Genomic DNA, 24241 nt, shown 5'->3' with positions numbered 1-24241 from the left:
AGTCGGACGCGACGCGAGGGACGTGGGCGCTCAGCGCTTGCGCGACGGCTTGGGAGGAGAGGAAGCGTGGCGGAACTCTTCGATCACGTCTTCAAATTCAGAGACGTCTTCAAAGCGCCGGTAAACGGAGGCGAAACGAACGTAGGCAATGGTGTCGAGCGCGCGCAACTCGTTCATTACGAGTTCGCCGAGGCGCTCGCTGCGTACCTCGCGCTCGCCGCTGCCGAGCAGTTGGTACTCGATCCGGGCGACAGCCGCGTCGATCGCGTCTGCTGCAACGGGGCGCTTGCGCAGCGCCAGTTGCATGCTTGCGACGATCTTGCGGCGATCGAATTCGGTACGGCTGCCGTCTTTCTTGACGACCGACGGCAACGCCAGCTCGACCCGCTCATACGTCGTAAAACGTTTGTCGCAGGCCGGGCAGCGGCGGCGCCGGCGAATCGTCGCGCCGTCTTCGGAGACACGCGAGTCGACAACCTGCGTATCGGCGTGACGGCAGAAAGGGCAATGCATGGCGACTTAGCCGTAGACCGGGAAACGCTGCGTCAACTCAGCGACCTGGCCGCGCACGCGTTCGATCGTGGCCGTGTCTTCCGGGTTGTCCAGCACGTCGGCGATCAGGTTACCCACCTGCTCTGCTTCCTTGGTGCCGAAACCGCGTGTGGTCATGGCCGGCGAGCCCAGACGGATTCCGCTCGTCACAAACGGCTTTTCCGGGTCGTTCGGAATCGCGTTTTTGTTGACCGTGATGTGAGCGGCGCCGAGCGCGGCTTCCGCAGCCTTGCCGGTAATCTTCTTCGCTCGCAGATCGACCAGCATCACGTGGCTTTCAGTACGGCCCGACACGATGCGCAGACCGCGCTTGACGAGCGTCTCCGCCAGCACGCGGGCATTCTCAACGACTTGTTGCTGGTAAGCCTTGAATTCCGGCGACAGCGCTTCCTTGAACGCAACCGCCTTGCCGGCGATCACGTGCATCAGCGGGCCGCCCTGAATGCCCGGGAAGATTGCCGAGTTGATCTGCTTCTCGAATTCGGCCTTCATCAGGATCACCCCGCCGCGCGGGCCACGCAGGCTCTTGTGCGTCGTGGTGGTGACGAAGTCTGCATGCGGCACCGGGTTCGGATACACGCCCGCAGCGATCAGACCCGCGTAGTGCGCCATGTCGACCATGAAGTACGCGCCGACCGACTTCGCAATTTTCGACATACGTTCGAAGTCGATGCGCAGCGCGAACGCGGACGCACCGGCAACGATCAGCTTCGGCTTGTGTTCCTGGGCCAGCTTCTCGGCAGCGTCGTAGTCGATGTCTTCGGCTTCGTTCAGGCCGTAGCTCACGACGTTGAACCACTTGCCCGACATGTTGACGGGCGAGCCGTGAGTCAGGTGGCCGCCGTGCGCGAGGCTCATGCCCATGATCGTGTCGCCCGGCTTGAGCATGGCGAAGAACACGCCCTGGTTCGCCTGCGAGCCCGAGTTCGGCTGCACGTTGGCAGCCTCGGCGCCGAACAGTTGCTTCACGCGGTCGATCGCCAGCTGCTCCGCCACGTCGACGTATTCGCAACCGCCGTAGTAGCGCTTGCCCGGGTACCCTTCGGCGTACTTGTTCGTGAGTTGCGAGCCTTGCGCAGCCATGACAGCCGGGCTCGTGTAGTTTTCCGACGCGATCAGTTCGATATGCTCTTCCTGACGACGGTTTTCCTGCTCGATCACCTTCCAGAGTTCAGGGTCGACGTTGGCGATGGTGCTTTGGGCTCTGTCAAACATACGGATTCCGTTGAGTGTGTTCAGGTTGACCGGATCGTGCGCCGAATCTTGCGTAGAGGGTACGCAGCGCTGCTGGCGACTGGGCCAGCCCTGACGTGGCGAGAGGAGAGTCGCCGCACACGCGAGGCAGGACAGCCACCGTCAGCGCAGATTGATGCGCGCGGATCACGGCTGCCCAGGCGAACGGCAAAACGGCACCCTGCGCTTCACGGTGGGTTTTTCCACCTTGAACCCGATTGGTTGGATCGGTTCTATCGCCAGTCACGCAGGGGTGAGCGCGTTAGTTTATTGGAAGAGGATCGAATAGGCAACCGGGTTTCCCCCGTCGCCCAAGGCACTGGCACGACGGCGACCGAGGGCGCGAAGCGCCGCGCACATCCGTCCCGCGAAGGCCCGCCAGGAAGCGTGCGCGGACGTCTTGCGACGCAATCCATCCGGCTCGCCTATCCTTGCCGCAGCGCCGCATTGGAAGTAGGCTTGGGGCCTTTGTCTTCTACCGACCAGGGAACTGTAATGATCGTGTTCGTCACCGGTGCGTCCGCAGGATTCGGCGCCGCCATCGCTCGTGCCTTCGTCAAGGGCGGCCATCGTGTCGTCGCCACGGCCCGCCGCAAAGACCGCCTGGATGCGCTCGCCGCCGAACTCGGCGACGCCCTCCTGCCCTATGAACTGGACGTGCGGGATCGCGCGGCGGTGGAAGCGGTCCCAGCAGCGTTGCCGGCCGACTTCGCCGCGATCGATGTGCTCGTGAACAACGCCGGGCTCGCACTGGGCGTCGAGCCGGCGCAGAAGGCGAGCCTCGACGAATGGCAGACGATGATCGAAACGAACTGCACCGGCCTCGTTCAGGTCACGCACGCGCTGCTGCCCGGCATGGTCGAGCGCAACCGCGGCCATATCTTCAACCTCGGCTCGGTCGCTGGCCGCTGGCCTTATGCGGGCGGCAACGTCTACGGCGCCACCAAGGCGTTCGTACGCCAGTTCAGCTTGAACCTGCGCGCCGACCTGGCGGGCACTGCGCTTCGCGTGACGGACATTGAACCCGGTCTGTGCGGCGGCACCGAATTTTCGAACGTGCGTTTTCGGGGCGACGACGAAAAGGCCGGCAAGGTCTACGAAAACGTCCAGCCGCTGACGGCCGAAGATATCGCCGATTCGATTTACTGGATCGCCACTCGCCCGGCACACGTCAACATCAACACGATCGAACTGATGCCGGTGGCGCAATCGTTCGCGGGTTTGTCCGTTCATCGCGGCTAAAGGCCCGCCAGACGGCGCGCACATCTTGAAACAGACCTCGCAGTGTGCGATCCGGTAAAATGCGCCGCATGAATATGACGACCAGCCAGCCAGGCACGGAAATCGGCCATTCGTGGGGCATCCGCGTGTACTACGAAGATACCGACGCCGGCGGCATCGTGTTTTACGCGAATTACCTGAAGTTCTTTGAACGGGCGCGCACCGAATGGTTGCGCGCGTGCGGCATCGACCAGAATCGGCTCGCCGATGAAGCGGGCGCGATCTTCATCGTCCGCAGCACCGCAGTCGACTATCGGGCACCCGCGCGTCTCGACGACGTCGTCAAAGTGGTGAGCCGGATCGAGCGGCTCGGAAGAGCTTCCGTCGACTTCGCGCAAGAAGCGTGGCGCGACGGCACGTTGCTTGCTGCCGGCTCGATCCGGGTCGGTTGCGTCGAGCGTACAGCGCTGCGCCCCGCCGCGATTCCGCCGCAGGTTCTGGCAGCTTTGCGGCGCGGCCCAGGCGTGCGCGACGGCGGCGTGTCAACGAACGCATGCTGACCCTCGTTGTTACGAGGCCAGTGAACTCGCATCGACCAAGCAGCACAAAAGCATGGTTCGGCTTGCAGCACCGCCGATGCTTCCGTTTTGCTCACGGAAAGCTTCGTGTGGCCTTGCAAAGCCGGACGCCCCTTTCGGGACGATAAAACGAACCTTTATGAACACTACACAAGATCTGTCGATCGTTTCTCTCGTACTCAACGCGAGCCTGCTGGCGCAGGCCGTCATGGCGCTCCTGCTGTTGCTGTCACTGCTCTCGTGGACTTTTATCTTCCGCAAGTGGTTTGCGATCCGTCGCGCCCGCGCGCAGACTGAGCGTTTCGAACGTGATTTCTGGTCGGGCGGCGACCTGCAGGCGCTGTATCAAAGCGCTGCCAATAACCGTCACACCATCGGCGCGCTCGAGCGGATTTTCGAGTCGGGCATGCGCGAATTCCTGAAAGGCAAGGAAAAACGCCTGAACGACCCGGGCGCGATTCTCGACGGCGCGCGCCGTGCAATGCGCGCGGCGTTCCAGCGTGAAATGGACGTGCTCGAAGCGAACCTCGCGTTTCTGGCGTCGGTCGGTTCAGTCAGCCCGTATATCGGTTTGTTCGGCACGGTGTGGGGGATCATGAATGCGTTTCGCGGACTCGCCAACGTGCAGCAGGCCACGCTTGCGAACGTGGCGCCGGGCATCGCCGAAGCGCTGACCGCGACCGCGATCGGCCTGTTCGCCGCGATCCCGGCCGTGGTCGCATACAACCGTTACGCGCACGACATCGACCGTCTGGCGATCCGCTTCGAGACCTTTATCGAAGAGTTCTCGAACATCTTGCAGCGCCAGGCACACTAAGGAGTCCACGATGGCAGGCTCTCGCTCCTCCAGCATGCGCGGCGGCCGCTCGCGCCGCGCGATGTCCGACATCAACGTCGTGCCGTATATCGACGTGATGCTCGTGCTGCTCGTCATCTTCATGGTGACCGCGCCGCTAGTCGCGCCGTCCATCGTCAATCTGCCGACTGTCGGCGGCGCAGCGCCGCAACAGCAAACGCCGCCTGTGATCGTCAACATTCGCGCGGACGGCAACATGAGCGTCAAATACAAGGACGATTCCGGCGCGCAGCAGCAGGAGGACATGACGAAAGCGGGCCTCAACGGCTTTATCGCCGACCGCGCGCAGTCGCATCCCGATCAGCCCGTCGTGATCGCCGCCGACAAGACCGTGAAGTATGAAGCCGTGATGAACGTGATGTCCGAGCTGAAGGCACGAGGCGTCAAACGCGTTGGATTGCTCGTCAAATCGCAATGATCCGTAAGAACACCGACTATCCGCTCCAGCCACCGCGTGAACGCGGCACCGGGCGCGCCTTTGCGTTCGCGCTGGTGATGCATGCGCTGCTCGGGTTCTTCCTCTATCACGGCATTCAGTGGCAGAACAGCACGCCTGAAGGCGCCGAAGCGGAACTGTGGACCGAAGTGCCGGACGCCGCGATCCCGCGCGTGGCGCCGCCGCCGCCCGCGCCTGTGGTCCCGGCTCCGCCGGTGGCGGACGAACAGGCCGAGATCGCGCTGCAGGAAAAGAAGCGCAAGCAACAGGAAGCGGCTCGTCAGGCGCAACTCGCGGAACAGCAACGTCAGGAAAAGCTGCAGGCTCAGCAGGAAGCCGAGGCGAAGCGTCAGCAGCAGTTGGCCGAACAGGCGGCGCAACTGGCCGCCCAGAAAGCGGCGGCCGCGAAGCAGAAGCAACAACAGCAGCAAGCGGAAAAGCTGAAGCAACAGCAGTTGGCCGAGCAGCAGAAGCAGCAGCAATTGAAGGAACAGCAGCAGGAACAACAAAAGCAGGCTGAGGCCGAAGCGCAGAAAAAGGCGGACGCGCAAAAGGCGGCGAAGGCGAAGGCACAAGCCGCACAAGCCGAAGCAGCGGCGCAAGCGAAGAAGGTCGACGCGGAACGCCGCGCGCGCCTTGCGCAGATGCAAGGCATGGCCGGGCCTCCGGGCTCGACCGGCAATGGCCTCGGCAAGAGCGGCACGGGCAGCGGCTCGGGTGGCAATGCGGCATCGCCGGGTTACGCTGACAAGGTGCGTCGCGTGGTGCGGCCGAACATTTCGTGGGGCGGTGAGACGGAGGGCCTGGAGACTGTGATCGCCGTTCGTTGTTCACCAACAGGCACCCTGTTGAGCGCAACGATCGCTCACAGCAGCGGCAATTCCGCGTGGGACGACGCGGCGTTGCGAGCCGTTCAGCGTTCGGACCCAATGCCTCAGGACATCGACGGCAAGACGCCGGCGAGCTTCAGAATTACGTTGCGACCGGCAGGTTGATGAAAGCCTGACGGTAACTTGACAGCAGACCCAGCGCCCCGCCCGGCGCGGCGTGCTCGGGAACGAATTAGCTCTTTTCCGGTCTGTCTGCTGTCGCGAAGCTTTAGTAAAACCGTTTTTTGGGGAATCCATACAGCATGAGTTTGATGACCAAGCTAGGCCTGCGGACACTTGTAGCGTCGTGCCTGATCGCCGTCGGCGGCGCCGCGAACGCACAACTCAACGTCCTCGTGACGGGCGTCGGCTCCACCCAGTTCCCGATCGCAACGGCGAACTTCGCCAACGAAGCGAGCTCGCCGCAACAGGTCAGCACCATCGTGCGTCAGGACCTGCAACGCAGCGGCAAATTCACCAATATCGACGCAGGCTCGACGCCGGTTCCCGAAACGGCCTCGGTCGACCTTGGTAGCTGGAAGGCCAAAGGCGCGAATGCATTCGTAGCCGGCAGCGTGAACCGCCTGCCGAACGGCCAGTACGAAGTGCGCTTCAAGCTGTACGACACGGTCAAGGGCGAGAGCCTCGGCGGCCTCGTGCTGGTGAGCCCAGAAAGCGGCCTGCGCATGAGCGCGCACAAGGTGGCCGACTACATCTACGCGAAGCTGATGGGCGGCCGCGGCGTGTTCGCGACGCGGCTCTCGTATGTCATCAAGACCGGCAACCGTTATCAGTTGCAGATCTCGGATTCGGACGGCCAGGACGCGCACATTGCGTTGTCGAGCCCGGAGCCGATCATCTCGCCGGCATGGTCGCCTGATGGCACCAAGGTGGCTTACGTATCGTTCGAAAAGAAGAAACCGATCGTCTATATCCACGATCTACCCACGGGTCGGCGCATCGTCGTTTCGGACCAGAAAGGCAATAACAGCGCGCCGGCATGGTCGCCGGACGGCCGCACGCTCGCCGTGGCGCTCTCGCGCACGGGCAACACGCAAATCTTCGCCGTCAATGCGGACGGCACTGGCATGCGCCGTCTCACGCAAGGCAGCTCGATCGACACCGAGCCGACCTTCTCGCCGGACGGCCAGACGATCTATTTCACGAGCGACCGCGGCGGTCAACCGCAGATCTACAAGATGTCGGCGCAGGGTGAAAGCGCCGGCGCGGCACAACGGGTCACGTTCACCGGCAGCTACAACACCAGTCCACGCGTGAGCCCGGACGGCAAGCAACTCGCGTATATTTCGCGCGTCGGCGGCGGCTTCAAGCTGTATATCCAGGACTTGCAAGGCGGAACGGCCACGGGCCTGACGGACACGACACATGACGAATCGCCGAGCTTCGCGGCGAACGGTCAGTACATTCTTTACGCCACTCAGGTGAACGGCCGTGGCGTATTGGCTGCGGTTTCGACCGATGGTCGCACCCGGCAGGTCCTGTCAGTGCAAGGCGGCAGCGTACGTGAGCCGTCCTGGGGCCCTTTCATGCAATAACGTTGATGCAATAACACAAGGAGAGTAAAAAATGATGTCTAAACTTCGCTTCGCATTCGCAGTTCTCATGGTCGGTGCACTGGCCGCATGTCACTCGGGCGTCAAGCTCGACGAAAACGCAAACAAGGGCGGCGCCGTCTCGACGCAACCGAACCCGAACGATGTCGCGCAAGTGAACGTCGATCCGCTGAACGATCCGAACAGCCCGCTCGCAAAGCGCAGCATTTACTTCGACTTCGACAGCTATTCGGTGAAGGACGACTACCAGTCGCTGCTGCAACAACACGCGCAGTATCTGAAGAGCCACCCGCAACGCCACGTGCTGATCCAGGGCAACACCGACGAGCGCGGCACGAGCGAGTACAACCTGGCACTCGGCCAGAAGCGTGCTGAAGCAGTGCGTCGTTCGCTGTCGCTGATGGGCGTGACCGACTCGCAAATGGAAGCCGTGAGCCTCGGCAAGGAAAAGCCGCAAGCTACCGGTCATGACGAATCGTCGTGGGCACAGAACCGCCGCGCCGATCTCGTGTACCAACAGTAAGTAACAGGTGATGAGCCGAATGACGCATCGTTTCTCCTGGCTGCGATTTGCCGCAGCGGCCTGCGTCGCGGGCACGGTCTTCATGGCTGTGCCGGCGCACGCCGGTATCTTCGACGACGATCAGGCCCGCCAGGCCATTCTCGATCTTCGGGCGAAGACTGACAGCCTGTCGAGCCAGTTGTCGGCAGCACAGCGCACGATCCTCGATCAGTCCAACCGTCTCGACCAGATGAATCAACAGGTCGCGACGCTGCGCGGGCAGAACGAGGACATGGCCAATCAGCTCGCCACGCTGCAAAAACAGCAGAAGGACTACTACACCGATCTGGACACGCGTCTGAAGAAATTCGAGCCGCAGCAGCAGACGGTGGACGGCGTTCAGGGCGAGGTCCAGCCGGGTGAAACGGATTCGTTCAATGCGGCCTCACAGCAGTTCCGCAACGGCGACTTCAAGAATGCGGCGGCGTCGTTCCGCAGCTTCATCTCCAAGTATCCGAACAGTCCCTATCAGCCGACCGCGCAGTACTGGCTCGGCAACGCGCTGTATGCGTTGCGCGATTACAAGGGCTCGACGGCGACCTGGCAGGGTGTGGTGAAGAATTATCCGCAGCATCCGCGAGCGCCTGAAGCATTGATGGCAATCGCGAACAATCAGCTCGAGCAAGGTCAGAAGGCCGCGGCCAAGAAGACGCTCGAGCAGATCGTCGCGCAATACGGCGGCTCGGACGTCGCGCAGTCGGCGCAAAGCAAGCTGTCGCAGATCAAGTAGTCGTAGTCGTGTCGAGCAGTTGGCAGTAACGCGCAGTGTCCGCGAGCGCCAAAAAGATGGTCACGCGCGCCTCTCGCTGAAAAGCCCGGGTCTTCATGCCCCGGGCTTTTCACTATCTGAACTGCACGAACGTGTACATCGGATTGCTCGGGACGGGTTGACAGTCCTCCGGGGCTATCGCTATAATTTCGCTTCTCTTTTGGGTCGTTAGCTCAGCTGGTAGAGCAGCGGACTTTTAATCCGTTGGTCACAGGTTCGAATCCCGTACGGCCTACCAAAAGATTCGAGGGCTTACACGCGTCAGCGTCGTAAGCCCTTTTCTTTTTCGCCGCTGTTTTCGTGCAGCGCGCGCTCCGCTAGTCTCCTGGCAACACTCTTCTCGTCAAGAACAACTAGCGCAAACCACACGGCGAAGTCCAAAGCGAAACAGCCCACAACTCGCCGCGATTTCTCATTACGCCCCTGACTTTTCTCACGCAATACCTCGCACATTCCGACAACGCTACGGACTGCGAACGTGAGCATTTATTGAGACATAAAGACGTGCAATGATCGCCGCCGTCTGTCAATCCGCCGAGAACCGATGGACGCAGACGCTCTCGCAACACCGCAACCTGCGGCGCTTTCATTCCATCGATATGACCAATTTTCTGTTCGATCTCGCTTCGAATCTTGCGTTACTGGCGATCGTGCTTGTCGCGTGCAATGGGTGTAATCGCCTGATACCCGGCGCCGCGATAGACGGCTCTCGCGTGTTTTCCGCGCTGGCGCTCGCCGCAATGCTGCTGGATGCAGCCCTCACTTTCCTTGTCTTTGCCGACTCTCGCACACGTTACGGCCAGTTCAGCACGCCGACGGCGTCCTTCATACGCAGCGCCGCGTATGCGCTCGCAATCGTTGCGGCAGTTGCGTGGCGCAGCTTGGGTCGCCGAAACCGCCCCGCCAGATCGACGGTAGGCAAGACGTTGGTCATTCCGACATCTCCCTACTCTGACTCCCACCTGCCGATGTAAAACGCGTCGCGCGAGTATGAGGCGTCGCGGGAACGATCCTTGCTAACCCTCGCGCCTTCACCTATAACTTCCCAAGACCAAGCGGTATCCGGTTGGAATTCAGCCACCCCGGCGACCGCCCGCAGCATCGCGTCACGTCGTAAATCAGTCAAAGCAAGTTCACCGATTGGGGAACATCTTGGATTTCGAAACCGTACGCGTTTTCATGATGACCCGCGGCATCGACCTCGGCGTCAAAGTGCTCGGTGCGATCGTCTTGTGGATCGTCGGCCGCTGGGTCATTGGACTCATTACCCGCTTGCTGCGCGCGGTGCTGATGCGCAACAGCCGCGTCGACCCCACACTCGCTCACTACCTCGGCTCGATTCTCGGCGCGTTATTGAACCTGCTTCTGATCCTCGCGATCTTGCAGGTATTCGGCGTGCAGACCACTTCGTTCGCGGCGCTGCTCGCCGGGCTCGGCCTCGCGATCGGCACGGCGTGGGGCGGACTGCTTGCGCACTTCGCGGCCGGCATCTTCATGCAGGTGTTGAGGCCGTTCAAGGTCGGCGACTTCGTGACCGCGGGCGGCGTCACGGGCACCGTCTCTGAACTCGGTTTGTTCGGCACGACCATCGTCACGCCAGACAACGTGACGACGATCGTCGGCAACAACAAGATTTTCTCCGACACGATTTCCAATTACAGCGCGTTGCCGGTGCGACGGGTCGAACTGACAGCGAAGATCGCGAACGGCGTCGACCCGACGGACGCGATGAACCGGCTGAAGGCCGCCATCGCCGAAATACCGAACGTTGCGGAAAGCCCCGCGCCCGATGTCGAAGTGCTGAGCTTCACGCCCGAAGGACCGCTGCTTTGCGTGCGACCCTATGCACACAATGAACATTACTGGCAGGTGTACTTCGACACTAACCGCGCGATCATTCAGACATTCCGCGAGGCCGGTTACCCGACGCCGGAAACCCCGCTTGCGCCGCGTGCAGTAACGTAAGTGCGCATGCAGGCGTGTGGCCGCGCACGCAAAAAAACGGCGTCGCAATTGCGACGCCGTTTGCTTATGCGAGTAGGTCCGCGGACTAAGTGCCCGAGCCAGCGTTAGCCAGGCTTCGACGCACTCTTGCGCATCATCTTCCAGAGCGCGCCCAGCACGACCGGCACGATTGCAGCGCCAATCCCGACGAGCACGATCACATTCAGATATTGGCGGATAAAGGGGATATTGCCGAAGAAATAGCCGAGCAGAACAAGCAGCAATACCCAAAACAGCGCGCCGGCGACATTGAACAGCTGAAACCGGCTAACCGTCATCGCCGAAGCACCCGCGACAAACGGCGCAAACGTCCGCACAACCGGAATGAAGCGCGCAAGGACGATGGTCTTGCCGCCATGTTTCTCGTAGAAGTCATGTGTCTTCTGCAACGCGCGCCGGTCGAGAAAACGCTCGAGCACTGGAATATGCGAATTGAAAACCTTCGGCCCAATCGCTCGTCCGATCGTATAGTTGACGGTATTGCCCGAAGTCGCCGCGACGAACAGCAACAGGATCAGTAGACCGAGATTCATCTGCCCAGACGCGCAGAAGGCCCCGCCGATAAACAGCAACGAATCGCCCGGAAGAAACGGCAGAACCACGAGCCCCGTTTCGCAGAACACGATCAGGAACAGCACCGCATAGACCCAGGCGCCGTACACGTGGATGAATTCTCCCAGGAACTTGTCGATGTGCAGCACAAGATTGGCTAGATGTAGCAGCGTGTCCAAAAAGCGTCCTTTATGAGGCAAGAGTGAACGTGGCAGGAAGGTCGGCAGCAGACCTCCGGGATAGCGGCGAGCATTTGCTCGCCGCCCAAATTGACCGCGTCATGATACAGAAAGTGCCCGGGCGAACTTCGAAAATCTCCGGGTCGTTTCCGCCATCCGAGGACCGCCGCGCCGAATCGCTATAATTTCGCCATGTCCGAATTTTCCGAAACGCCTGTCGACGCCACGGGCGCCGCCGCTACACCGGCTGTGCGCCCGCTGCGGGCAATCCTGCCGCTGCCCGATCAGCTCATCAGCCAGATTGCCGCCGGCGAAGTGGTCGAGCGGCCCGCGTCGGTGGTGAAGGAGTTGCTTGAAAACGCGCTCGACGCGGGCGCGCAGACGCTTCGCATCATGCTGGACGAGGGCGGCGTCAAACGTATTTCGATCACCGACGACGGCTGCGGCATTCCCGAGAACGAACTTGCACTCGCGTTGATGCGCCACGCGACCAGCAAGATCCGCTCGCTCGCCGAGCTCGAGGCCGTCGCGACGCTCGGGTTTCGCGGCGAGGCGCTGGCCTCAATCGCGTCGGTCGCGCAGATGACCATCACGAGCCGTACGGCCGATGCGCCGCATGCAGTGCGCGTCGATGCACAAACCGGCGTGCTGAGCCCGGCTGCGGGCACGCAAGGCACCACCATCGAAGTGCGCGAGCTGTACTTCAATACGCCCGCGCGCCGCAAATTCCTGAAAAGCGAACAAACCGAACTCGGACATTGTCTTGAACAGATTCGTCGTGCTGCGCTGGCGCGACCGGATGTCGCCATTTCGGTCCTGCACAACGGCAAGGCCGTCGAGCATTGGAACGCGAGCGAACCGCCTGCGCGAGTCGCGAAGATACTGGGCGAAACTTTCGCGACGGCTCATCTGCCGCTCGATGAATCCGCCGGTCCGCTCGCCGTCTACGGTTGCGCGGGTTTGCCGACCGCAAGCCGCGGACGCTCCGATCAGCAGTACTTCTTCGTTAACGGCCGTTTCGTGCGCGACAAGCTGCTGACGCACGCGGTGCGCGCCGCTTATGAAGACGTGCTGCATGGCGACCGTTATCCGTCGTATGTGCTGTTTCTCGATCTGCCGCCCGAAGCGGTCGACGTGAACGTTCATCCGTCCAAGATCGAAGTTCGATTCCGCGATTCACGCTCGATTCATCAGTTCGTTTTCCACGCGGTCCAGCGTGCGCTGGCGCGCCATGCGGGCGCGTCGCCGGAGACGACCGCAGGCGGGCACGCGGCGCATCTGCAAGCGTCGGCGGACGGAGCGGTTTCGTTCGGAGCGTCGCCGGGCGTTGCCGGCGTTGCCGGCGGTGCAGGGTTCGGCGGTTCCGGTGCGGGCAGCTTTGTCGGCGGCTTGAGTTCGAACGGCACGCCTGGATCGACGGGCGGCGGCTTCAGCGCGTCGCAAGCGGGCAATACGTGGATGCGCCAGTCGCGCATGACGCAGGGCACGCTGCCGGTCGCCCAACCGCTCGCATTCTATGACGCGTTGTTCGGCCGCAAGGACGCCAGCGCAGGAACCGCGCAAGGCGCGACGCTTTTCGAAGCGCGCGATTCCGCCGCCGAAGGTCCGTCGCCCTATAGCACGTCAGCGCCCTACGCGCCGCCCACGTTCAATCCCGCCGACGATCAGCCGCTCGGCTTCGCGCTCGGCCAGATTCACGGCATCTATGTGCTTGCGCAAAACGCGCATGGACTCGTGATCGTCGATATGCACGCCGCGCACGAGCGCATTCTTTATGAGCAGTTCAAGAACGCACTCGCCGACCGCACGATCGCCGTGCAGCCGTTGCTGATTCCGCAGACGATGCAGGCGGACCCCGTCGAAATCGGCACAGTGGAAGAAGAGCGGGACACGCTCGACGCACTCGGCTTCGACCTGGCGGTTCTGTCGCCGACCACCCTCGCCATCCGCGCGGTGCCGGCGCTGCTGAAAGACGCCGACCTTCAGGCATTGGCGCGCGCGGTGCTGGCCGATCTGCATGCTTACGGCGGCTCGCGCGTCCTGACCGAGCGTCAGCACGAACTGCTCGGCACGCTCGCCTGCCATCACGCGGTGCGCGCGAACCGGCGTCTCACACTGGATGAAATGAACGCGCTGCTACGTCAGATGGAAGCGACCGAGCGCGCCGACCAGTGCAACCACGGGCGTCCCACGTGGTATCAGTTGACGCTCTCCGACCTCGACCGCCTCTTCATGCGCGGACAGTGACGGTGCGTTTTTTGAGGCTCGATTGCCGAGCGCCGGCACGCTCATGAACGCACGCACCGCTACCCCCATTCCGTGCCTGCTCGGCCCGACTGCGTCGGGCAAGACCGCGGCTGCTTTGGCCCTGGCCGCGCGGCGGCCGGTCGAAATCATCAGCGTCGATTCGGCGCTCGTGTATCGCGAGATGGACATCGGCACCGCAAAGCCGACCGCCGACGAGCGGGCGGTAGCGCCGCATCATCTGATCGACATTGTCGATCCCGCCGACGCCTACTCCGCCGCGGAATTTCGCGCCGACGCACTCCGGCTGACCGCCGAGATCACTGCGCGCGGTCGGCTGCCGCTGCTGGTCGGCGGGACGATGCTGTACTACAAGGCGCTGACTCAAGGGCTCAACGACTTGCCCGCAGCCGACGCGACTGTCCGCGCGCAACTCGACGCCGACGCCGCGCGCGATGGCTGGCCCGCGCTGCATGCACGCCTGGCTACCGTCGATCAGGCGACTGCCGCGCGTCTTGCGCCCAACGATTCGCAGCGAATCCAACGCGCGCTCGAAGTCTTCTTGCTAACGGGTCAAGCGATGTCCGCATTGCTGGCTGCGCCCGCTCGCATCGACGACGCAGCGGCGCAGTGGCGCTTCGCACCGATCGCACTCGAGCCGTCGGACCGGAGCGTGCTGCACGCGCGCATCGAGCAGCGTTTCGATGCCATGCTGGCGAGCGGCTTTGTCGATGAAGTGGTGAAGCTGCGCGAACGCGGAGATTTATCCACCGAGATGCCGTCTATGCGTTGCGTCGGCTACCGGCAGGTCTGGGAATATCTCGATGGAACCGTCGACTACCCGACCATGCGCGACAAAGGCGTGTTCGCGACGCGGCAATTGTGCAAACGGCAACTCACATGGCTGCGCAGCATGAACGAGCGGGTGGTGGTGGACTGTTGCGACCCAAACGCGAGCGCGCGGGTGCTTGATCTGATCGAAGCGCTAGTTTCACAACCTGTTTGATGCGCTTCGTTGAAGTAAGTTGAAGCACGTTGAAGTGCTGCGCTTTCGCGCTACCCAGACGGGAAGCATGCTGGCGGACTGCCAGACCTCAGAAACCTTGAAACTGCGAGCCCGCGCGGCGTTTGATATTCACGCCGCGCGGGCTGCCAATCTTTACACCACTACCGTCTGTGCTTCACCCGGCGCGCTCTCGCGAATCGTGCCGATCTTCCAGACCTGCTCGCCGGCTGCGGACAGCAGACCGATTGCAGCGTCCGCGTCAGCCGCCGAGACGACTACCGCCATCCCGATACCGCAGTTGAATACGCGATGCATTTCCGCATCCGCCACGCCGCCGTGCTTTTGCAGCCACGAGAAGAGCGGCGGCAGCGGCCAGCTGCGATGATCCAGCTCGGCCGTCAGGCCTTCACGCAGAACCCGCGGAATGTTTTCGACCAACCCGCCACCGGTGATGTGCGCCATGCCCTTCACCGCGATTTGCTGCATCAGCGCGAGAAGCGGCTTAACGTAAATGTGCGTGGGCGCCATCAATGCGTCGGCTAGCGAACGGCCGTCGAAATCCGCATTCAGATCGGGCTGCGCGCGCTCGATGATCTTGCGCACCAGCGAAAAACCGTTCGAATGAATGCCGCTCGAAGCAAGGCCCAGCACCACGTCGCCGGGAGCAATGGTGCTGCCGTCGATAATCTTGCTCTTTTCCACCGCGCCGACCGCGAAGCCCGCGAGATCGTATTCGCCGTCCGGATACATGCCCGGCATTTCAGCCGTCTCGCCGCCGATCAAGGCACAGCCCGCCAGTTCGCAGCCGTAAGCGATACCCTTGACGACCGTTGCCGCCGTGTTCACGTCCAGCTTGCCGCAGGCAAAGTAGTCGAGGAAAAAGAGCGGCTCGGCGCCTTGCACGAGAATGTCGTTCACGCTCATGGCGACCAGATCCTGGCCGACGGTGTCGTGCTTGTCCAATTCGAACGCGAGGCGCAGCTTCGTGCCCACGCCGTCTGTGCCCGATACCAGCACCGGTTCCTTGTACTTTTTCGGCACTTCGAACAGCGCGCCGAATCCGCCAATGCCGCCCAGCACGCCGTCGCGCATCGTCTTTTTGGCAAAGGGCTTGATCGCGTCGACAAGGGCGTCGCCTGCGTCGATGTCCACGCCGGCGTCGCGGTACGACAGACCTTGGGCCGAACCGGTTGAATTCGGGGCGGATTTCGGTTGATTCATGGGGGAGAGCTCGAAGGTCGGTAAAATGCGATTTTACCCGATGCCGATCCAGAGTAGGCGCTTCAGCGCCTACTCTGGTCCCATACAGCGTTGCCGGCCGGCTGGCTGGAATTTGAATCATCCGTTCCGGCGACACCAGGGAAACAACTTTGCAACAGAACTCCTCGATACTGACTCCGGTCCAGCGCCGCGCTTTCACGTGGCTAGCCATCGCGCTCGGCGTGGGCATTCTGCTGTGGCTCTTGAGCCCCGTCCTCACGCCGTTTCTGCTCGGCGCGATTCTCGCGTACATTCTGCAGCCGGGCGTCGCGTGGATGGTGCGCCGGCGTGTGCCTCGCGCGATCGCTGCGTTGCTGATGATGCTGCTTTTCACCCTGCTGGTGACAATGCTCGCGCTGCTGGTTTTCGCCGTCATCCAGAAGGAAGGCCCGCAGCTGCGCCAGCAGGTGCCGCAATTGTTCGCTCATGTGAATGCGTGGCTGCAGCCCAAGCTCGCCATGCTGGGGCTCGCCGATTCGCTGGATTTCGCAAGCGTGCGCGATCTCGTGATGGGCCAGTTGGAAGGCAGCGCGCAGACCGTCGCTCGTTATGCATGGACCTCGATCGTGACGAGCGGCAACGTCATGATGACCGTGATCGGCAATCTCGTGCTGGTGCCGCTCGTGCTGTTCTATCTGCTGTACGACTGGAACCGCATGCTGCTGCGCGTACAGGGCGTGGTGCCGCGCCGCTGGCTCGACAAGACGCTGCAACTCGCGCGCGACATGGATCAGATGCTGTCGCAATATCTGCGGGGCCAGTTGCTCGTGATGGGCGTGCTCGCGGCGTTCTATGCGGTGGCGCTCAGCATCGCCCGCTTCGAGATCGCGCTGCCGGTGGGCATCTTCACCGGGCTCGCAGTGTTCATCCCGTACATTGGCTTCGCGACCGGCCTCGCGCTGGCGCTTCTTGCAGCATTGCTGCAGTTCGGCAACTGGTATGGCTTTGGTGCGGTGGCTGTGATCTACGGCGTCGGTCAGATCGTGGAGAGCTTTTTCCTGACGCCGCGCCTCGTCGGCGAGCGGATCGGGCTGCACCCGCTCGCAGTCATTTTCGCGTTGCTCGCGTTCGGGCAACTGTTCGGCTTTTTCGGCGTGCTCCTTGCGTTGCCCGTGAGTGCGATTTTGTCCGTGGCGGTGCGCGAATTGCGGCAAAGCTATCTGGAAAGCACCCTGTACAACAATTGACCTTCTGCTCCAGTGACCCGGCTCGCCAGGACCATCGGCAGCCTCAGCCCTACTTTCGGCATCAACCTACTGTGCTTCGTCAACTGACGCTCGATCTCGGCACTCCGCCGCCATCGACATTCGATAATTTTTTCGCTGGCGCAAACGCCGAGCTGGTGACGCGCCTGCGTGAACTGGACGGCGCGCTCGCGGCCGGCCCTGTCGCCGATCGCACCTTCTATATCTGGGGCGAAGCGGGCAGCGGCCGCACTCACCTGTTGCAAGCGCTCGTGCACGAAGCGCCGCCGGGGCACGCGCGCTTCGCGGGTCCGCAAAGCAGCCTTGCCGCGTTCAGTTTCGATCCTCGGGTGGCGCTCTATGCCATTGACGATTGCGACGGTCTGTCGGCCGCGCAGCAGATCGCCGTGTTCAATCTCTTCAACGAAGTGCGCGCGCATCCGACGAGCGCGCTCGTCGCCACCGGCAACGCGGCGCCGATCGGCATGACGGTGCGCGAGGACCTGCGCACGCGGCTCGGTTGGGGTCTCGTGTTCCACCTCGCGCCGCTGCCCGACGAAGGCAAGGCAGCGGTACTGAAGCACGCGGCCCGCGAGCGCGGCATCATGCTGGCCGACGACGTGCCGGCCTATCTGCTCACGCATTTTCGTCGCGACATGCCGAGCCTGATGGCGCTTCTCGACGCGCTCGACCGTTTCTCGCTCGAACAGAAGCGCGCGGTTACATTGCCGCTTTTGCGCACGATGCTGGCTTCGCCGGGCGCGGACGGGCCCGCCGCGTCGTCCGCCGCTTCAAGTAAAATAGATCCCCATGGCTAATCTCGCACTCTTCGACCTCGATCACACGCTCATTCCCACCGACAGCGACCACGAATGGGGCCGCTTCATGGTGAAACACGGTATGGTCGACGGCGAAAACTTCGCTCGTGAAAACGACCGCTTCTATGCCGACTACAAAGCCGGCAAGCTGGACATTCACGCCTATCTGATCGCCATGCTCACGCCGCTCGCGAAGTACACGCGCGCGCAACTCGCGGACTTTCACGCGCAGTACATGCACGAAGTGATCACGCCGGCCATCCTTCCGGCGGCCGTCGAACTGGTCAAGCGGCACCGCGAAGCCGGCGACCTGTGCTGCGTGGTCACGGCGACCAACGAATTCATCACCCGTCCCATCGCGAGCGCGTTCGGCGTCGACACGCTGATCGCCTGCGAAGCGGAAACCGTCGACGGCCAGCCGCATTCGGCCTACACCGGCCGCCCCACCGGCACGCCGAGCTACAAGGAAGGCAAGATCGTGCGCACCGAGGCATGGCTTGCGTCGCTCGGCAAGAGTTGGAGCGACTTCGAGCGCAGCTACTTCTACAGCGATTCGCACAACGACATTCCGCTGCTCGAAAAAGTCACCGATCCGATCGCAACGAATCCCGACGACACATTGCGCGCCCATGCGCAGGCCAAAGGCTGGCGCATCCTCGAACTCTTTCAACCCACGTGATCAAAAAACTCATCCGTAAGCTATTCGGCCAGGACACAGCGTCCACCGACGACACCGTGCCGGCTGAAGCCGACTCAGCCGAACCCGGCAGCGCACCGGCACGCAATGCAGCAGGCGCCGCGGGAACCGGCCGCGCCCGCCGGAAGCCCGCCCGCAATGGCGCGCCCGCAAAGACAGTGCGCGACCCGGACGTGCCGGTCATCATTCCGCACGACGTGCACGGCATCGACCCCACGCTGATCTCGCGCAACGCGATTCGCGTGACCGAAGGCCTGCAACAGGCGGGGCACCGGGCGTTTATCGTCGGCGGTGCGGTGCGCGACCTGCTACTCGGCATCAAGCCGAAAGACTTCGACGTGGCGACCGACGCCACGCCCGAACAGGTGCAGAAGCTGTTCCGCCGCGCGCGCATCATCGGTCGCAGGTTTCAGATCGTGCATGTGCAGTTCGGCCAGGAAATCATCGAAACCTCTACGTTCCGCGCGCTGGTCGATCCGCCCGCCGCTGACGCGGCGCCGCCGCGGCGCCTGAAGCGCGACGAGCTCGACCGCCGCACGCACGCGGTCGACGCAAGCGGCCGCGTGTTGCGCGACAACGTGTGGGGCGAGCAGCACGAAGACGCCACGCGCCGCGACTTCACGATCAACGCGATGTACTACGATCCCGCCACCGAAACGGTGCTGGACTATCACAACGGCATGGCGGACGTGCGCGCGCGCCTGCTGCGCATGATCGGCGACCCGGCCACGCGATATCGAGAAGATCCTGTCCGCATGCTGCGCGTGGTGCGTTTCGCGGCAAAGCTCGACTTCGAGATCGAAGACGCGACCCGCGCGCCGATCGCCGAAATGGCCGACCTGATCAACAACGTGCCGGCCGCTCGTCTGTTCGACGAGATGCTGAAGCTCATGCTGTCCGGCCACGCGCTCGCCTGCCTGAAGCGCCTGCGTCAGGAAGGCCTGCATCATGGTTTGCTGCCTTTGCTCGACGTCGTGCTTGAGCAGCCTACCGGCGAAAAATTCATCACGCTCGCACTCACCAACACGGACGCACGCGTGCGCGCCGGCAAGCCGGTATCGCCCGGCTTCCTGTTCGCCACGCTGCTCTGGCACGACGTGCAGCAGCGCTGGCAGAAGTTTGAAGCGAACGGTGAATATCCGGTGCCGGCGCTGCATCGCGCGATGGACGAAGTCCTCGACATGCAGACGGAAAAGCTCGCTATTCACAAGCGCTTCTCGTCCGACATGCGCGAGATCTGGGGCTTGCAGCTGCGCCTCGAAAAACGCTCGGGAAGAAGCGCGCTGAAGCTGCTGGAACACCAAAGATTTAGAGCGGGGTATGATTTCCTCCTGTTGCGCTGCGAATCGGGCGAACTCGATGAGTCGGTCGGAGCGTGGTGGACGGAGTTCATCGAAGGAGACATCGCGGCGCGTGAAACATTGCTTACGCAAGGCGGGAAGGACCGAAGCCCCAGAAAACGACGGAGACGCAGCAGTGGCGCGAGAAACCGCAAACCGGGCGACGGAATGGAGGGCGGCACGCCAGCCGAACGCACAGACGCCGAAGCGGGCCATGAAGGCCCGCACGAAGACTGACGCGGCGTTCGCTGAAGCCGTCGAACGATAGTTGCAGGAAGTTATGCCATGACGGTTGCTTATCTCGGCCTCGGCGCGAATCTCGGGGACGCGCGCCAGACCCTGAAAGACGCAGTGGTGTGCCTCGCACAACAGCACACCATCACCGTGCTCGCCAAGTCGAGCCTGTATCGCACGGCCCCGATCGACGCGGGCGGTGACGACTATTTCAACTGCGTCGTCAAGATCGACACAACGCTGCCCGTGCGGCATCTGCTCGCGCTGTGCCACAAGATCGAGCATCAGTTCGGCCGGGAGCGGCCCTTTCGCAATGCACCGCGAACGCTCGATCTCGACATCCTGCTTTTCGGCGATCAATCGATCGACGAAGCCGATCTGATCGTTCCGCATCCTCGTCTCGTCGAGCGTGCTTTTGCGCTGGTGCCGCTTGTCGAAATCGACGCTGCGCTGATCATTCCGCGACATGGGCGCGCCGACGCGCTGCTCGACGCCGTGCGCGATCAGCGCATCGAGAAAGTGAAAGGACCCTGCCAGTGCCCGATGCTGAACGCACTCGCCGCGGGCAAGGGCCGCTGCGAATGAATTCCACACCGCTTACCGTCACCGCGCCGCAATTGCGGCCTCCATTCGGCTATCTGGCGATCGAAGGACCGATTGGCGTGGGCAAGACCTCGCTCGCGCGGCGTCTTGCGCAACGCTGGTCGATGCAGGAACTGTTCGAGAGGCCGCAGGACAATCCTTTCCTCGAGCGCTTTTATCGCGACACCGCGCGTTATGCGTTGCCCGCGCAATTGCACTTCGCGTTGCAACGCGCGCAGCAGGCGCAAGAAGTGAACGCAGCGCAAGTGGCGGGCACGCCGCTCGTAGCCGATTTCATGACGCAGAAGAACGACATTTTCGCGCGCCTCACGCTGCAGGAAGACGAGTGGCATCTGTATCGCGCGCTCGCCGCGAAGCTGGAAGTGAGCGCGCCGGCACCGGACTTCGTCGTTTATCTGCAGGCGAGTCCCGAAGTGCTCTTCTCGCGCATTCAAAAGCGCGCAGTGCCGATGGAGTTGCAAATTTCCGATGCGTATCTGCATGCCCTTTGCGACGCCTACAACGAATTCTTCTATCACTACGACCGCACGCCGGTGCTGACGGTTAACGCCGAACATCTGAATCCGCTCGACTCCGACGCGGACCTTGCGCTGCTCGCCGAGCGCATCGAAACCATGCGCGGACGCAAGGAATTCTTTGTCAAGGGCACGTCGCTCTGAGCGGCGCGCGTCTCTCTCTTCAACGGATCGACCATGACCTATTTGCAGGAGACGAGCCGCAGCGCCGTCACCGTGCCGAAACTGCAGGCAATGCGCGATGCTGGCGAGAAAATCGCCATGCTCACCTGTTACGACGCAAGCTTCGCCGCGCTGCTGGATCGCGCCGGTGTCGACGTCATGCTGATCGGCGACTCGCTCGGCAACGTCCTGCAAGGACAGACCACCACACTGCCGGTTTCGCTCGCCGACATCGCCTATCACACGGCGAGCGTGGCGCGCGCGCGACCGTCGGCGTTGATCGTCGCGGACCTGCCGTTCGGCACGTACGGCACGCCGGAAGAAGCGTATAGGAGTTCCGTCGAATTGATGCGCGCGGGTGCGCAGATGGTGAAGCTCGAAGGCGGTGAATGGCTCACGGATACTGTCCGTTTCCTCGTGGAACGCTCAATTCCGGTGTGTGCACATGTCGGGCTGACGCCGCAGTCGGTGCATGCTTTTGGCGGCTTCAAGGTGCAGGGCAAGACCGAGGAAGGCGCGAACCAGTTGTTGCGCGATTCGCTCGCCATGCAAACCGCCGGCGCGCAGCTCATTGTGATGGAAGCAATTCCGACGCTGCTCGCGAGCGAAGTCACGAAGCAGTTGCGGATTCCGACCATCGGCATCGGCGCGGGCCTCGACTGCTCGGGTCAGGTGCTGGTATTGCACGACATGCTGGGTATTTTTCCCGGCAAACGGCCGCGTTTCGTGAAGGATTTCATGGTCGGGCAGCCGAGCATTCTTGCTGCCGTGGAAGCGTATGTGCAGGCCGTGAAGGACGGGACATTTCCTGGGCCTGAGCACTCGTTTTGAGGCTGCTTTCGCGGGGGCGATATTAGCGTGGCGGCGCTTCGGTAGTTTCTAGCGGATAATCCGAGCCGGCAGCGCGCCGCGCAATGCATTGCAGACCAACAGCGCTTCAGCGTTCAATACGTCAGCCTCTGTCAGCACCTTTTCAGCCGCCTGCAGGCTAGTGTCGTCTTCAAGCAGGATGCTTCGCATCACACCGGGCAGCACGCCCGACGCGAGCGGCGGCGTCCACCACCGCCCCGCCAGCTTGACGAATACGTTTGAGCGCCCGCCTTCCGTCAACTCGCCTCGTTCGTTGAAGAACAACGTGTCGAAGGCGCCTTTTGCCTCGGCTTCGCGCCAGCCGCGATCGTACTGCGCACGGTGCGTGGTCTTATGGCGCAGCAGTGGATCGCCGGCTTGGGTCGATGCAAAATCGTGATCCGTTGCGAGGAGAACGCCGACCGTCGAATCGGCCAACGGCACCAACACCGCGGCCGTGATTTGCGTCACGCCGCTCTTGCCTAGCGCGACGCGCATACGGTGCGGTGTGGCCGAGGGCAACGACGCACATCGCTCCGCGATCTGCGCGCGAATGCTTGCGGCATCGAATTGAAAGTCTAGCGTCGCAGCACTCGCCGACAGCCTCGCGAGGTGGCGCGACACATGGCGCACGCCCTCTTCCCGCGTCGCGTACATGGTTTCGAACAGCTCGAAGCCGGGTTCGGCACCGGTCAGGAAACGGGCTTTCAAGCGACACTCCGCATATTCGTCTTCGGCGACGCTGTCGAGCACGATGCCCGCGCCGATGCCCATCGTGCCGCGCAATTCTCCTGTAGGCGCGGACGGCTTCAACGTCAGCGTGCGAATCGCGACGGACATGCAGAAGTCGCCGCCGCTAATTTCATTCGCCGCCGGCTCGGGCGCGGGCGCGTCCAGCCAGCCGATCGCGCCGGTGTAAAGGCCGCGTGGCGTGCTCTCCAGTTCGTCGATCAACTGCATCGTGCGATGCTTTGGCGCACCGGTGATCGAGCCGCAAGGAAAGAGCGCGCGCAGAATCGCAGCGAACGACGTGCCGGGCCGCAAAGCGGCTTCAACCGTCGACGTCATCTGCCAAACCGATGCATACGGTTCGACAGAAAAGAGCGCGGGCACTTTGACGGAGCCCGTTTGAGCGACGCGCGACAAATCGTTGCGCAGCAAATCGACGATCATCACATTTTCGGCGCGATTCTTGGGGTCGTTGCCGAGAAATTCAGCGGCGCCGCGATCCGCTGACGGATCGGCTGAGCGTGGCGCGGTGCCTTTCATCGGCCGCGCGCGCAACGTTGCATTCTGCTTCTCGACGAAAAGCTCCGGCGAACATGACAGCACCCACCCGTTACCAGGCATTGCAATCAATGCGCCGTACGGAACGGGTTGACGCGCCCGCAACCGCCGATAAAGCGCGATAGGCGGCCCAAATACGTCGAAGCCAAGCCGGTATGTGTAGTTGACCTGATAGGAATCGCCGTCGCGCAGGGCGGCATGAATTGCGCCGATGGCCGCATTGAACTCTGCGGGCTCGACGCTCTCGCGCACATTGGCCGTGCCCGCCACAGACGGCTCAGCGAGTTCGCCGTCTTGTTTTACGAGCCACGCGTCGACCTCGTCGCGTGAGAGTTTCTCGCAACGTTCGAACAATAAAAAACGCAGCGTGGCGTCGCCATGCTGCGTTTTGAACGACGGATCTGATGACCCGCCGAGAAGATGCCGGCCGAACTCGTAGTCGGCGAGCACGATAGCGTGCAGGCCGTGCCGCGCATCGGATTCGGCGGCCTCGCAAACGGCTTCCAGCTGCGCGGCGTCGGCGCATACCCGCTCATGCGCGAAACCGGTGTACAGCCTGCTCGAGCGGCGCGCCGCCGACGCGTCGCAATCATCGAGCAATGCAAACACAGCGCCGCGCTCATCTACCGTCATGCCTACCGCCAACTTCTAACTGCC

General features: G+C 62.6%; 24 protein-coding genes, 1 tRNA gene and 1 riboswitch. Of the genes, 20 read left to right on the top strand and 5 right to left on the bottom strand.

The features are described 5' to 3' along the window. Positions 1-30: 30 nt before the first annotated feature. Together nrdR and glyA are read right to left on the bottom strand one after the other, a co-directional pair. Positions 31-513 carry a transcriptional regulator NrdR gene (gene nrdR / locus OH764_RS02465; protein ID WP_020069733.1) on the bottom strand — a complete coding sequence of 161 codons (483 nt, stop codon included), beginning with the start codon at positions 511-513 and terminating at the stop codon, positions 31-33. Between the two features lie 6 nt (positions 514-519). After that, a complete protein-coding gene (glyA, locus tag OH764_RS02460; RefSeq protein ID WP_498847906.1) occupies positions 520-1767 on the bottom strand; it encodes a serine hydroxymethyltransferase in 1248 nt (415 codons plus the stop codon). Between the two features lie 166 nt (positions 1768-1933). Continuing rightward, a riboswitch (ZMP/ZTP riboswitch) is annotated at positions 1934-2042 on the bottom strand. A 238-nt stretch (positions 2043-2280) separates the two neighbouring features. Between glyA and ydfG the strand changes: the two genes are divergently transcribed. The 11 genes from ydfG to OH764_RS02405 all read left to right on the top strand — a co-directional run bounded on the left by ydfG (position 2281) and on the right by OH764_RS02405 (position 10615). Next, complete coding sequence (gene ydfG / locus OH764_RS02455; protein ID WP_088173098.1) at positions 2281-3027, top strand: bifunctional NADP-dependent 3-hydroxy acid dehydrogenase/3-hydroxypropionate dehydrogenase YdfG; 747 nt, start codon at positions 2281-2283, stop codon at positions 3025-3027. A 59-nt stretch (positions 3028-3086) separates the two neighbouring features. Next, on the top strand, positions 3087-3566 hold the full coding sequence (gene ybgC, locus OH764_RS02450) for a tol-pal system-associated acyl-CoA thioesterase (protein ID WP_498847905.1): 480 nt from the start codon (positions 3087-3089) through the stop codon (positions 3564-3566). A 157-nt stretch (positions 3567-3723) separates the two neighbouring features. Continuing rightward, positions 3724-4401, top strand: coding sequence for a protein TolQ (gene tolQ, locus OH764_RS02445; RefSeq protein ID WP_006047860.1), 678 nt, complete (start codon positions 3724-3726; stop codon positions 4399-4401). 10 nt (positions 4402-4411) lie between these two features. Further along, positions 4412-4858, top strand: coding sequence for a protein TolR (gene tolR, locus OH764_RS02440; RefSeq protein ID WP_025601528.1), 447 nt, complete (start codon positions 4412-4414; stop codon positions 4856-4858). Beyond that, positions 4855-5871 (top strand): cell envelope integrity protein TolA, encoded by a 1017-nt coding sequence (tolA, locus tag OH764_RS02435; RefSeq protein ID WP_498847904.1) that lies wholly within the window; start codon positions 4855-4857, stop codon positions 5869-5871. Before tolR ends, tolA begins: the two co-directional genes overlap by 4 nt. A gap of 137 nt (positions 5872-6008) precedes the next feature. Beyond that, the gene (tolB, locus tag OH764_RS02430) at positions 6009-7301 is read left to right on the top strand and encodes a Tol-Pal system beta propeller repeat protein TolB (RefSeq protein WP_027777927.1); all 1293 of its coding nucleotides are present in this window, start codon (positions 6009-6011) and stop codon (positions 7299-7301) included. A gap of 31 nt (positions 7302-7332) precedes the next feature. After that, a complete protein-coding gene (gene pal, locus OH764_RS02425; protein WP_013338115.1) occupies positions 7333-7842 on the top strand; it encodes a peptidoglycan-associated lipoprotein Pal in 510 nt (169 codons plus the stop codon). Between the two features lie 19 nt (positions 7843-7861). After that, complete coding sequence (gene ybgF, locus OH764_RS02420; RefSeq protein ID WP_498847903.1) at positions 7862-8611, top strand: tol-pal system YbgF family protein; 750 nt, start codon at positions 7862-7864, stop codon at positions 8609-8611. Between the two features lie 201 nt (positions 8612-8812). Next, positions 8813-8888: transfer RNA gene (locus tag OH764_RS02415), tRNA-Lys, on the top strand. A gap of 361 nt (positions 8889-9249) precedes the next feature. Then, positions 9250-9624, top strand: a complete 375-nt coding sequence (locus OH764_RS02410) for a hypothetical protein (protein WP_498848856.1) — start codon at positions 9250-9252, stop codon at positions 9622-9624. A gap of 178 nt (positions 9625-9802) precedes the next feature. Next, positions 9803-10615, top strand: a complete 813-nt coding sequence (locus OH764_RS02405; RefSeq protein ID WP_498847902.1) for a mechanosensitive ion channel family protein — start codon at positions 9803-9805, stop codon at positions 10613-10615. A 104-nt stretch (positions 10616-10719) separates the two neighbouring features. On the opposite strand, the gene OH764_RS02400 is transcribed toward OH764_RS02405, so the two are convergent. After that, on the bottom strand, positions 10720-11385 hold the full coding sequence (locus OH764_RS02400; protein WP_498847901.1) for an SNARE-associated domain-containing protein: 666 nt from the start codon (positions 11383-11385) through the stop codon (positions 10720-10722). 192 nt (positions 11386-11577) lie between these two features. On the opposite strand from OH764_RS02400, the gene mutL reads away from it, so the two are divergent. Both mutL and miaA read left to right on the top strand, forming a co-directional pair. Next, positions 11578-13632: a DNA mismatch repair endonuclease MutL gene (gene mutL, locus OH764_RS02395; RefSeq protein WP_498847900.1), complete on the top strand. Its 2055-nt coding sequence runs from the start codon at positions 11578-11580 to the stop codon at positions 13630-13632. A 43-nt stretch (positions 13633-13675) separates the two neighbouring features. Further along, on the top strand, positions 13676-14635 hold the full coding sequence (gene miaA, locus OH764_RS02390; protein WP_498847899.1) for a tRNA (adenosine(37)-N6)-dimethylallyltransferase: 960 nt from the start codon (positions 13676-13678) through the stop codon (positions 14633-14635). A gap of 153 nt (positions 14636-14788) precedes the next feature. Here the strand turns inward: miaA and purM are convergent, their stop codons facing one another. Further along, a complete protein-coding gene (gene purM, locus OH764_RS02385; RefSeq protein WP_498847898.1) occupies positions 14789-15856 on the bottom strand; it encodes a phosphoribosylformylglycinamidine cyclo-ligase in 1068 nt (355 codons plus the stop codon). 149 nt (positions 15857-16005) lie between these two features. Between purM and OH764_RS02380 the strand changes: the two genes are divergently transcribed. From OH764_RS02380 to panB, 7 genes are all read left to right on the top strand, one after another. Beyond that, on the top strand, positions 16006-17082 hold the full coding sequence (locus OH764_RS02380) for an AI-2E family transporter (protein ID WP_498847897.1): 1077 nt from the start codon (positions 16006-16008) through the stop codon (positions 17080-17082). A 71-nt stretch (positions 17083-17153) separates the two neighbouring features. Then, positions 17154-17897 carry a DnaA regulatory inactivator Hda gene (hda, locus tag OH764_RS02375; protein ID WP_020069718.1) on the top strand — a complete coding sequence of 248 codons (744 nt, stop codon included), beginning with the start codon at positions 17154-17156 and terminating at the stop codon, positions 17895-17897. Beyond that, positions 17890-18576, top strand: a complete 687-nt coding sequence (locus tag OH764_RS02370) for a histidinol-phosphatase (protein WP_020069717.1) — start codon at positions 17890-17892, stop codon at positions 18574-18576. Before hda ends, OH764_RS02370 begins: the two co-directional genes overlap by 8 nt. Further along, positions 18573-20171: a tRNA nucleotidyltransferase/poly(A) polymerase family protein gene (pcnB, locus tag OH764_RS02365; protein WP_498847896.1), complete on the top strand. Its 1599-nt coding sequence runs from the start codon at positions 18573-18575 to the stop codon at positions 20169-20171. The genes OH764_RS02370 and pcnB overlap by 4 nt, the downstream gene beginning before the upstream one ends. A 48-nt stretch (positions 20172-20219) precedes the next feature. After that, positions 20220-20753 carry a 2-amino-4-hydroxy-6-hydroxymethyldihydropteridine diphosphokinase gene (gene folK / locus OH764_RS02360; RefSeq protein WP_020069715.1) on the top strand — a complete coding sequence of 178 codons (534 nt, stop codon included), beginning with the start codon at positions 20220-20222 and terminating at the stop codon, positions 20751-20753. Continuing rightward, the gene (locus OH764_RS02355) at positions 20750-21430 is read left to right on the top strand and encodes a deoxynucleoside kinase (RefSeq protein WP_498847895.1); all 681 of its coding nucleotides are present in this window, start codon (positions 20750-20752) and stop codon (positions 21428-21430) included. Before folK ends, OH764_RS02355 begins: the two co-directional genes overlap by 4 nt. A gap of 33 nt (positions 21431-21463) precedes the next feature. Then, on the top strand, positions 21464-22279 hold the full coding sequence (gene panB / locus OH764_RS02350; RefSeq protein WP_020069713.1) for a 3-methyl-2-oxobutanoate hydroxymethyltransferase: 816 nt from the start codon (positions 21464-21466) through the stop codon (positions 22277-22279). 48 nt (positions 22280-22327) lie between these two features. On the opposite strand, the gene pabB is transcribed toward panB, so the two are convergent. Then, positions 22328-24217 (bottom strand): bifunctional chorismate-binding protein/class IV aminotransferase, encoded by a 1890-nt coding sequence (gene pabB, locus OH764_RS02345; RefSeq protein WP_498847894.1) that lies wholly within the window; start codon positions 24215-24217, stop codon positions 22328-22330. Positions 24218-24241 lie beyond the last annotated feature (24 nt).

The sequence above is a fragment of the Burkholderia sp. M6-3 genome (assembly GCF_050858985.1).
GTDB lineage: Bacteria > Pseudomonadota > Gammaproteobacteria > Burkholderiales > Burkholderiaceae > Paraburkholderia > Paraburkholderia caledonica.
Note: the sequence above shows the minus strand (reverse complement) of the source record. Positions and strands in the feature narration are given on the sequence as shown.

Excerpts from the sequence above, each read along its gene's own strand:
- nrdR (WP_020069733.1), bottom strand. The coding sequence starts at position 513 with ATGCATTGCCCTTTCTGCCGTCACGCCGATACGCAGGTTGTCGACTCG.
- glyA (WP_498847906.1), bottom strand. The coding sequence starts at position 1,767 with ATGTTTGACAGAGCCCAAAGCACCATCGCCAACGTCGACCCTGAACTC.
- ydfG (WP_088173098.1), top strand. The coding sequence starts at position 2,281 with ATGATCGTGTTCGTCACCGGTGCGTCCGCAGGATTCGGCGCCGCCATC.
- ybgC (WP_498847905.1), top strand. The coding sequence starts at position 3,087 with ATGCGCCGCATGAATATGACGACCAGCCAGCCAGGCACGGAAATCGGC.
- tolQ (WP_006047860.1), top strand. The coding sequence starts at position 3,724 with ATGAACACTACACAAGATCTGTCGATCGTTTCTCTCGTACTCAACGCG.
- tolR (WP_025601528.1), top strand. The coding sequence starts at position 4,412 with ATGGCAGGCTCTCGCTCCTCCAGCATGCGCGGCGGCCGCTCGCGCCGC.
- tolA (WP_498847904.1), top strand. The coding sequence starts at position 4,855 with ATGATCCGTAAGAACACCGACTATCCGCTCCAGCCACCGCGTGAACGC.
- tolB (WP_027777927.1), top strand. The coding sequence starts at position 6,009 with ATGAGTTTGATGACCAAGCTAGGCCTGCGGACACTTGTAGCGTCGTGC.
- pal (WP_013338115.1), top strand. The coding sequence starts at position 7,333 with ATGATGTCTAAACTTCGCTTCGCATTCGCAGTTCTCATGGTCGGTGCA.
- ybgF (WP_498847903.1), top strand. The coding sequence starts at position 7,862 with ATGACGCATCGTTTCTCCTGGCTGCGATTTGCCGCAGCGGCCTGCGTC.
- OH764_RS02410 (WP_498848856.1), top strand. The coding sequence starts at position 9,250 with ATGACCAATTTTCTGTTCGATCTCGCTTCGAATCTTGCGTTACTGGCG.
- mutL (WP_498847900.1), top strand. The coding sequence starts at position 11,578 with ATGTCCGAATTTTCCGAAACGCCTGTCGACGCCACGGGCGCCGCCGCT.
- miaA (WP_498847899.1), top strand. The coding sequence starts at position 13,676 with ATGAACGCACGCACCGCTACCCCCATTCCGTGCCTGCTCGGCCCGACT.
- purM (WP_498847898.1), bottom strand. The coding sequence starts at position 15,856 with ATGAATCAACCGAAATCCGCCCCGAATTCAACCGGTTCGGCCCAAGGT.
- OH764_RS02370 (WP_020069717.1), top strand. The coding sequence starts at position 17,890 with ATGGCTAATCTCGCACTCTTCGACCTCGATCACACGCTCATTCCCACC.
- folK (WP_020069715.1), top strand. The coding sequence starts at position 20,220 with ATGACGGTTGCTTATCTCGGCCTCGGCGCGAATCTCGGGGACGCGCGC.
- OH764_RS02355 (WP_498847895.1), top strand. The coding sequence starts at position 20,750 with ATGAATTCCACACCGCTTACCGTCACCGCGCCGCAATTGCGGCCTCCA.
- panB (WP_020069713.1), top strand. The coding sequence starts at position 21,464 with ATGACCTATTTGCAGGAGACGAGCCGCAGCGCCGTCACCGTGCCGAAA.
- pabB (WP_498847894.1), bottom strand. The coding sequence starts at position 24,217 with ATGACGGTAGATGAGCGCGGCGCTGTGTTTGCATTGCTCGATGATTGC.